Annotated in this window: 10 protein-coding genes; 9 read left to right on the plus strand and 1 reads right to left on the minus strand. The window is 61.5% G+C overall.

Annotated features, from left to right (window positions below):
• The 6 genes from RMO18_RS02930 to RMO18_RS02955 all read left to right on the plus strand — a co-directional run.
• Positions 1 to 623: arylamine N-acetyltransferase (locus RMO18_RS02930; protein ID WP_309663830.1), on the plus strand; the 623-nt coding region annotated here is incomplete at its 5' end.
• 47 nt (positions 624 to 670) lie between these two features.
• The gene (gene guaA / locus RMO18_RS02935) at positions 671 to 2,242 is read left to right on the plus strand and encodes a glutamine-hydrolyzing GMP synthase (RefSeq protein WP_309663831.1); all 1,572 of its coding nucleotides are present in this window, start codon (positions 671 to 673) and stop codon (positions 2,240 to 2,242) included.
• Entirely contained in the window at positions 2,239 to 2,550 is a 312-nt protein-coding gene (locus RMO18_RS02940; protein WP_309663832.1) for an antibiotic biosynthesis monooxygenase, read from the plus strand. The genes guaA and RMO18_RS02940 overlap by 4 nt, the downstream gene beginning before the upstream one ends.
• Before the next feature lie 8 nt (positions 2,551 to 2,558).
• Positions 2,559 to 3,482, plus strand: a complete 924-nt coding sequence (locus RMO18_RS02945) for an AraC family transcriptional regulator (protein ID WP_309663833.1) — start codon at positions 2,559 to 2,561, stop codon at positions 3,480 to 3,482.
• Positions 3,483 to 3,586: 104 nt separating this feature from the next.
• Entirely contained in the window at positions 3,587 to 3,874 is a 288-nt protein-coding gene (locus tag RMO18_RS02950; RefSeq protein WP_309663834.1) for an antibiotic biosynthesis monooxygenase family protein, read from the plus strand.
• A gap of 108 nt (positions 3,875 to 3,982) precedes the next feature.
• Positions 3,983 to 4,381: a hypothetical protein gene (locus RMO18_RS02955; RefSeq protein ID WP_309663835.1), complete on the plus strand. Its 399-nt coding sequence runs from the start codon at positions 3,983 to 3,985 to the stop codon at positions 4,379 to 4,381.
• Between the two features lie 6 nt (positions 4,382 to 4,387).
• Here RMO18_RS02955 and RMO18_RS02960 read toward each other — a convergent pair whose 3' ends face one another.
• A complete protein-coding gene (locus RMO18_RS02960; RefSeq protein ID WP_309663836.1) occupies positions 4,388 to 5,539 on the minus strand; it encodes a low temperature requirement protein A in 1,152 nt (383 codons plus the stop codon).
• A gap of 155 nt (positions 5,540 to 5,694) precedes the next feature.
• Between RMO18_RS02960 and RMO18_RS02965 the strand changes: the two genes are divergently transcribed.
• From RMO18_RS02965 to RMO18_RS02975, 3 genes are all read left to right on the plus strand, one after another.
• Positions 5,695 to 6,567, plus strand: coding sequence for a DMT family transporter (locus tag RMO18_RS02965; RefSeq protein WP_309663837.1), 873 nt, complete (start codon positions 5,695 to 5,697; stop codon positions 6,565 to 6,567).
• A 67-nt stretch (positions 6,568 to 6,634) separates the two neighbouring features.
• A complete protein-coding gene (locus RMO18_RS02970; protein WP_309663838.1) occupies positions 6,635 to 7,714 on the plus strand; it encodes an outer membrane protein transport protein in 1,080 nt (359 codons plus the stop codon).
• Positions 7,715 to 7,810: 96 nt separating this feature from the next.
• Positions 7,811 to 8,580, plus strand: a 770-nt coding sequence (locus tag RMO18_RS02975; protein ID WP_309663839.1) for an ATPase, incomplete at its 3' end; no start/stop codon positions are given.

Consider the following 8,580-nt stretch of genomic DNA (forward strand, 5'->3'; position numbering starts at 1 on the left):
GTTACGAGACCAACGGTCTGCTGGGCTGGGCGCTCAAGAGGATCGGTTTCGATGTCGTGCGCGCAACTTCAGCGGTCTATCGCAGCACGCGCGGCGACAGCACTTTGGGAAATCATGTCGTGCTGTTGGTGCGGCTGGAGCAGACTTATCTGGCCGACCTTGGGCTTGGGGATGCCTTGCGCGATCCTATTGCTTTGTGCGAAGGGACGCATCAGCAGGGGCCGCTGAGCTTTCGGCTTGAAAAACTGGCCGATGGGTACTGGCGGTTTCACAATCATGCCCTCGGCAGTCCGACGGATTTCGATTTTCGCGACGAACCTGCGGACGAGGCGCTTCTGGCCGGGCAATGCGAGTGGCTACAGCGCGACCCAGAATCTTTTTTCCTGCAGAACTTCGAATGCATCAAGATGCAGCCTGCCGCCTCCAGCGCCATCCTTGGCCGGGTATTGCGCCACACCGATGCCATTGGCGTCACCAAGCACCTGATTGCTTCGCCCGAGGAAATGACCGATATTCTGAGGGGCGAGTTCGGCCTTACCGACCTGCCGATCAACACGCTTTGGCAGAAGATTCTTGCCCGTCACGCTCAGGTTTTCGGCACCGACGGCGCGAGTATGTCTTGATCTGTTGACCCTTGCATGGCGCCATGCGCAGCTTTATTGCAACCCCCATGACCCAGCATGACCGCCTTCTTATCATCGACTTCGGCTCCCAGGTGACGCAGCTGATCGCGCGCCGCCTGCGCGAGTTGAATGTCTATTGCGAAATTCACCCGTTCAACAAGGTCACCGACGCCTTCCTCGCGGATTTCGCGCCTAAGGCGGTGATCTTCTCGGGCGGCCCGGCGTCAGTCTTCGCCGAGGGCGCCCCCATGCCGCCGCCGTCGGTGTTTTCCCTTGGGGTGCCGATCCTCGGCATCTGTTACGGCCAGCAGGTGATGATGCACCGCCTTGGCGGCAAAGTGGAACGCGGCCATGGCACCGCCGAATTCGGGCGGGCCTTTGTCACCCCCACCGCCGACCGCCTGCCGCTTCTGGATGGCTGGTTTGCCCCCGGTGGCGAAAAGGGCAACCGCGAACAGGTCTGGATGAGCCACGGCGACCACGTCAGCGAAATCGCCCCCGGATTCGCGGTCTTCGGCACCTCGCCCAACGCGCCCTTCGCCATCACCGCCGACCCTGCCCGCCACTTCTATGCGGTGCAGTTCCACCCCGAAGTGCATCACACCCCGAAAGGCGCGCAGCTTTACGAAAACTTCGTCAAGCTGGCGGGCTTCAAGGGCGACTGGACGATGGGAGCCTACCGCGAGGAAGCCATCGCCAAGATCCGCGCGCAGGTCGGCGACGCCAAGGTGATCTGTGGCCTGTCGGGCGGTGTCGACAGCTCGGTTGCCGCCGTGCTGATCCATGAGGCGATCGGGTCGCAATTGACCTGCGTCTTTGTCGATCACGGCCTGTTGCGGCTGGGCGAGGCTGAACAGGTCGTGTCGATGTTCCGCGACACCTACAACATCCCGCTGATCCATGCTGATGAAAGCGCCCTGTTTCTTGGCGCGCTGGAGGGTGTGTCGGACCCCGAGGTCAAACGCAAGACCATCGGGCGGCTGTTCATCGATGTGTTCCAGAAGCATGCGCATGCGGTGGGCGGCGCCACGTTCCTCGCGCAAGGGACACTGTACCCTGACGTTATCGAAAGCGTCAGTTTCTCTGGCGGGCCGTCGGTCACCATCAAGTCCCACCACAATGTCGGCGGCTTGCCTGAAAAGATGGGGCTGAAGCTGGTCGAACCGCTGCGCGAGCTGTTCAAGGACGAGGTCCGTGCCTTGGGCCGTGAGCTGGGCCTGCCGCAGGCCTTTATCGCCCGCCACCCCTTCCCCGGCCCCGGCCTGGCAATCCGCTGCCCCGGCGAGATCACCCCCGAAAAGCTGAATATCCTGCGCCGCGCCGATGCGGTCTACATCGACCAGATCCGCAAGCACGGGCTCTATGACGAGATCTGGCAGGCCTTCGCCGCCATCCTGCCGATGAAGACCGTGGGCGTGATGGGCGACGGGCGGACCTATGACTATGCGCTTGCGCTACGGGCGGTGACCTCGGTCGACGGCATGACCGCCGACTACTACCCCTTCACCCATGACTTCCTGGGCGAGACCGCCACCCGGATCATCAATGAAGTCCAAGGGGTTAACCGCGTCTTCTACGATTGCACATCAAAACCACCAGGCACGATCGAACTCGAATGATCCGCGTCACCGGCCGCCTCATCTGTACGACGCCCGAAGACGCCGACATCGTCACCCGACGCCTGCCCGACCATATCCGCCTGTCGCGCGCCGAACCAGGCTGCCTCAGCTTCAACGTCACCCGCTCTGCCGACCCGCTGGTCTGGCAGCTTGACGAAACCTTCGCCAGCCGCGCCGCCTTCGACGCGCATCAGACCAGCGCCAGCGCATGGTTTGCGGCCACCGCCCACCTCGCCCGCGATTTCTGGGTGCAGGAAACCCCCGGCGCGTTCTCTGCCGCCCCATCAGATGCCCCCCGCAGCCAATAGGGCCGGACGTGACCGCTGATCCCGGCATCGGCGCCGTCACCCACCATCTGCTACGGCAGATCACAGCGCTTGCCGTGCGGCCCGGCCTAACCCTTACCGCGCATCCGGATGTCTGGATCTATTGTGCCGATGCGCCTGTGACCGCCGTGCGCGGCTATGCCGAGATGATGAACATCGCCGTCGCGGCCTCAGGACGCAAGACGGTGCGCACGGGGCTGCACGCGGCCAGCAATGACCCGGCCCATGTCCTGTTTTTGCCCGGCGGGCAACGCTATCTGGCCGAGGTGACAGCCTCACCCGACGTCCCCTACATTTCGCTGAAGCTGCAGTTCTCGCCCCTCGCGCTGGCCGGGGCCTTCCTGGAACTGGCCGACGCCGGGGAAACGGGATCTCATGGCAAAGACGCCCCGCCCCTTTACGTCGACCGGCTGACCGCACCGCTGGCCGAGGCGGTCAGCCGCCTGATCACCTGCCTTGCCGACCCCGTCGATATCCGCACCCTTGCGCCGCTTCATATCAAGGAAATCCTGCAGAGGTTCCTGCGCTCGCCCGCGGCAAGCCATCTGCGCGCCGTCATCACCGGGGAACACCTTCGCCTGCAAACGGTGATGCGCCGGATCGAAGCCGCGCCCGAAGCGCGGATGACTGTCGACGCCTTGGCCGATCTGGCAGGGATGAGCCCGTCGAACTTTGCGCATCGCTTCCGGCAGGTCACCGGCGTGGCCCCGATCAAGTACATGCGGCTTTTGCGCTTGGAACGGGCGCGGCTCCTTCTCCTTGACGAAGGCACCCCGATCGGCGTGCTGGCAGACCGCCTTGGTTACGCCAGCACCCCGCAGTTTTCCCGCGATTTCAGCGCCCGTTTCGGCCTGCCGCCGACAACCTATGCGCGACGCTTCGCTGCAGGTGGCCCAAGGCGTTTGGCAGGATAAGGCAAATCTCTGGCACGCACGATCATGGCCGCATTGCGCTGCCTCGGCTAAGTCGACGCAGCGTCGGCACAAAGCGTGCGTTTGCAAAGAGACGGACCTTATTCATGACTATGACCCTTACCATCGCCTTCAAGATCAAACCCGACCGGCTGGCGGATTTTGCCGCCCTCCTGACACAGGTCCAGAACGAGCTCCCCGGCACCAAGGGCTGCCGCGATCTGCGCGTCCTGCAGAACGCCGATGTCGCTGACGAAATCCTGCTGATCGAGCGCTGGTCATCGCGTGAGGCGCATCGGGCGCATATCGATGAAGTCATTGCGTCGGGCGGGTGGGAGCATGTCGCAATCCACCTCGCGGCCGACCCGGTCAGCACCTACTTCACCGAAACCTGACACGACCGCACCAGGTCCGGCGACAAACCGCAGGAATAGCTTACCTTGCCGCGCGCGCGGACGCGCGACAAGGTCTGTCCCAGCAATCCCCGCCCCGGAGCCATCCCCTTGAAAGCCCTTCTTGTCATCGCCACCCTCGCCCTCGCCGCCCCTGCCTCTGCCGGGTGCAAGCAGAACTTCTCGTTCCTCGGGCTGCCGCTTCTCAGCCAGATCGAATACCGCACCCATGACTCGATGACCGGCGTCTCGCCCAAAACCGCCGCCAAACGCATCGCTGCGCAGTTGAAGGCGGAGGGGTACTTCAGCGTCAAGACTTCGGGTGGCACTGTTACGGCACTGCAGGAAACCTCTGGCTCGGGGCGCGCGCAGTCGATCCGCTTCATCGCCAAGGCCGCAGGTGACACCACGCGGATCGACGCGATATTCACCATCCAGCAAGGCCAGATTGCCGGTGAACGCGTGGTCCGGAACGAGCTTTGCCGCTTGATCAGTGTGGCGGCGGGCTGAAACCGGTTAGCGGGTTGCAGCCTTGTCCGCTGTGACGGACCAGTTTTCCCAGCCTGCCACCAGTATCAGAATTGCCGTTGCTGCGATGTTCAGCCCCAGCAGTGTGGTGAGTGGCCCGGCCACGATGGCAACCGCACACAGCGCCACCCCGACCCAGTGCGACAGTGGGAAATTCCCCGCCGACACCCGCTTGAACAGCCCGTTGCCCAACAGGAACAGCGCAAGCCCCCCGATGACCGAGGCGCCTTCCAACAGCACGCCCGGATCGCCGGGGTGCACGATTGCGCGCTCCGAAGCGACGGCGCTCAGCACAATTCCCGCAACAATGGGAATGTGCAGGTAGGTGTAGGCAAGCCGGGCAAGCTGGCCTGGATTGGCAGAGTGCTCGATCTGATGCGTTCCCCGCTTGTGGCCGATGTGGAAATAAACCCACCACATCGCAATGGCTTGCCCGACGGCAACGAGGAACGCCGAAGTCCCGGCGACATCCCAGTCCAGCTGCGCAAAGGTTGCTCCGGAAACCAGCAGTGTCTCGCCGAGGCAAATGATCACGAACAGCCCGCACCGTTCGGCGATATGGCCGCCCTTGACTGTCCAGTTTGCGCTGACGTCGCGCCCCAGACCTGGCACGAGATAGCCAAACGGCGGCCCCAGATACTCGACCCCGAGGGCCACTACCCAAAGCCACACCCGCACCTCGCCTTCCGCCAGCCCACCCGCAATCCAGAAACTTGCGGCAACCAGAAACCAGATCAGAATGCGAAGGTATGTGCGCCGCAGCATGGCATTGCCCGATGCGGTCAGGAATACGAACAGCGTTCGGCCCACCTGAATTCCGACATAGGCCAGCGCGAAGATCAGGCCGCGTTCGTCAAACGCCTTGGGCAGCGCCATTGACAGAAAGAGCCCCGCTGCCATCAGCGCGAACAAGAGCAGCCGAACCGAGGTCTGTTCAGGATCCAGCCGGTTCAGCACCCAGGTGGAATAGATCCAGACCCACCACACCGCGAGGAAAAGGAACCCGGTCTGCAGCGCACCCGCAAGGTCGTAATGCGCCAAAAGCACATGGCTGACTTGCGTGATGGCAAAGACAAAGACCAGATCGAAAAACAACTCGGCAAAGCTGACCCTCGCATCGTCACCCCTAAGCACTTCCATGCGCTTTCCCCCACACCCAGCCTCAACGGTAGACAGCCGTAAAAGGCCACACAAGTCCGATCCTGCCTCTGGACTTCGCGGGTGCGCCCGCCGAAGCTGCCACGATGAGCCACCCCTCCAGCGTTCCCTACCACCCCCTTGCCGCAGCTTTATGGATGACGGGTGCGATTGCCGCCTTCACCGCGATGGCGGTTGCAGCGCGGCAGATCAAACATGTGCATGACACGTTCGAAATCCTGGCGTGGCGATCATTGATCGGGTTTGTCATCGTCTTGGCCGTGGCGTTTTCGATCGGCCGCCTGCGGGATGTGCGGACAGACCGGCTGGGCAGCCACGTGGTGCGAAACCTGTTTCACTTTACCGGGCAATCGCTCTGGTTCTGGGCGATAACGGTCATCCCTCTGGCACAGGTTTTCGCGTTGGAATTCACTTCGCCGATCTGGGTGATCCTGCTGTCGCCACTGGTGCTGGGCGAGCGGCTGACAAGGCCGCGCCTGATCGCAGCCGCGCTTGGCTTTCTTGGCATCCTGATCGTTGCGCGGCCTGATTTCGGGCATCTGGAGCCGGGCGTTCTTGCCGCTGCCGGGGCGGCGCTGTTCTTTGCCGCGACCACGCTGATGACCAAGGCGCTGACCCGGGGGGAGGCCATCGTGTCAATTCTGTTCTGGCTGACGCTGATGCAATTCTGCCTTGGCACGGTTGCCTTGCTGGCCGACGGCGAAGTGACATGGCCGACGATGGCAACGGTGCCGTGGTTGACGCTCATCGCAGTTTCAGGGGTGACCGCGCATTTATGCCTGACCTCTGCCTTGTCACTTGCACCGGCAAGTTTCGTCGTGCCCATCGATTTCGCACGCCTGCCTGTGATTGCGGCGATTGGCGCGCTGTTCTACGCCGAGCCGGTTCAAGCAAGCCTGTTCCTTGGCGCAGGTCTGATTTTTCTTGGAAACTGGATCAACATTCGCAGCGTGTCAGGGGCAAAGCAGCAACATCCAAAAGATCACAGAGCTGTGACGCCGCGTCATTGATTGACCGATTTTGCAACCGGCCCTAGCGTTACTGACAGGGGAAATCTCAGATCCAGGGATGAGGAAAATGAAACGAGTTATGATTCCAGCCGCTGTGTTTGCTGCTGTAGCGACAAGCGCGGGCGCAGGCGGGATTGACAGATCGGGCCAGGGCCTCGGGGCTCTGTTCGAAGAAGGCAGGTACATGGAGTTGTCCTACGGCCTTGTCTCACCAAAGGTAGAGGGGACTGACGTCGCAGCCCAACCAACCGGAGACGTGACCGCGACCTATTCGCAACTCGCGTTCAGCTACAAGTACGACGTCAATGACAAACTGTCGTTTGCACTGAATATGGACCAGCCGTTCGGGGCAGATATCTTGTATGCTGCTACTTCGCCGCTTTTGGGCGGGACGATTGCGAAGACCGATACCTATGCCGTCACTGGCATCCTGCGCTACAAGTTCAACGAAGCGTTCTCGATCCATGGCGGTCTGCGCGCACAGCACGCCAAGGGCAACATTCAGTTGCAAGGCGCCGCCTATGCTGGCCTAAGCGGCTACAACGTACAGTTTGCCGGTGACTGGGCACCTGGCTATCTTGTTGGCGTTGCTTTTGAAAAGCCCGAGATCGCGCTTCGCGTCGCGCTGACCTACAGTTCCAAGGTCAAGCATGAGTTTGACACCACGCAAGTCTTCTTCCCTTCTGGCCAGATCACTGACGTGGAGACGCCGCAGTCCGTCAACCTTGACTTCCAGACCGGCATTGCGAAGGACACGCTGCTGTTCGGCTCAATTCGTTGGGTAGACTGGTCGGATTTCAAGATTGACCCGATTGGATTTCCGGGAGACGGCCTGGTGGAACTGGAAAACACCACGACCTATACGCTTGGCGTAGGCCGTCGGTTCAACGAAAAGTGGGCCGCGTCCTTTTCGCTGACCTACGAGCCGAAAGGCACTGATCCGTTGGTTTCACCGCTGGCCCCGACAGATGGGCGCTATGGCGCCACGATCGGGGCGTCATATACGATGGACAACATGAAGATCAGTGGCGGCGTCAACTATACCTGGCTCGGCGATGCGCAGCCACAGACAGCGGGTGTCGGCCGCGCCAACATGACCGACAACACCTTGATCGGCGTGGGCGTCAAGGTCGGCTGGGCGTTCTAAGCCGTCACAGCAAAGCAAACCCCGCCCCTGATCCGGGCGGGGTTTTTCGTTGTGAATCCAACACCCCGGCGCTAACAGGGGCCAAGGGGTGACACGATGATCTATCAGACTGGCAAAGACTACAGGGCTGCGTCGCGCAAGCGGGTGCTGCTGTTTGGCATGTCTGGCCTCGGCAAGACAACGCTGGCCAACATGCTGCGCGATGCCGGCCAGTGGTTTCACTATTCGGTCGATTACCGCATCGGCACCCGTTACATGAACGAGTTTATCGCGGACAATTTCAAGCGCGAGGCGATGAAGGTGCCGCTGCTGCGCGAGCTGTTGATGACGGACTCAGTCTACATCGCGTCCAACATAACCTTCAACAATCTGGCCCCTCTATCGACTTACCTTGGCAAGCCGGGTGATCCGGCAAAGGGCGGGGTGCGGTTTGCCGAATACATGGCGCGTCAGGAACAGCACCGCGCGGCTGAAGTGGCAGCCATGCTTGATACGGCACGGTTCATCGACCGGGCAGAAGACATCTACGGCTATCCAAATTTCGTCTGTGACACCTCAGGGTCGATCTGCGAAATCGTCGACACCGAAGACCGCAATGACCCGGTGATGCAGAAGCTTTCTCAATCGTTGCTGTTGGTCTGGATCAAGGGTTCCAACGCGCATACCGAGGAATTGGTCCGCCGCTTTGATCGCGCACCAAAGCCAATGTACTACCAGCCGAAATTCCTTCATTCCGTATGGGAGGAGTACCGCGTAACTCATTCTGTTGAAGAAGAAAATTGCGACCCTGATCACTTTGTTCGTTGGACCTATGCGCGCGCTTTGGCGCATCGGCAGCCGCGCTATCAGGCCATGGCGCGGTGGGG

The sequence above is a fragment of the Tabrizicola sp. genome (assembly GCF_031377265.1).
Classification (GTDB): Bacteria; Pseudomonadota; Alphaproteobacteria; order Rhodobacterales; family Rhodobacteraceae; genus JAUYQR01.